1 protein-coding gene is annotated in these 454 nt (G+C 58.4%); it reads right to left on the bottom strand.

From position 1 onward, the window contains the following. Nucleotides 1-29: 29 nt before the first annotated feature. Nucleotides 30-454 (bottom strand): transposase (locus AACY52_RS31090; protein WP_339561508.1); only part of this gene is annotated, 425 nt, incomplete at its 5' end.

The following is a 454-nucleotide window of genomic DNA, read 5'->3' as shown; positions in this document are numbered from 1 at the left end:
TATGCGTCCGGGCATCACGTCTTGCGTGATTAAACCGGCTGCCACTTATGCGGAAGCAGCTGCTCGATTTCACTCGCCCGCTGCGTCGGCAGGCGCGTGAGAACATCCTTTAGATAGGCGTACGGGTCATGACCATTCAGCCGCGCAGACTGGATCAAGCTCATGATCGCCGCCGCCCTTTTTCCGCTGCGTAGCGATCCGGCGAAGAGCCAGTTCTTGCGTCCAAGGGCCCATGGTCGGATCTGGTTCTCCGCCCAATTATTATCAATGGGTACGGCCCCGTCATTGAGGTAGCGCGACAGCGCTGCCCAGCGTTTGAGGCTGTAATCGAGTGCTCTGCTGATGGCCGAACCTTCGGGCACAAGATCACGCTGGGCGATCATCCAGGCATGCAGTCTATCCATCACCGGTACGGCTTTTTCTTGCCGTATTCGGCGCCGTAAATCCGGCTCCA

The organism is Pseudomonas sp. EA_65y_Pfl1_P113 (genome assembly GCF_963970525.1).
Taxonomy (GTDB): Bacteria; Pseudomonadota; Gammaproteobacteria; order Pseudomonadales; family Pseudomonadaceae; genus Aquipseudomonas; species Aquipseudomonas tritici.
This window is presented reverse-complemented; position numbering and strand designations above follow the sequence as displayed.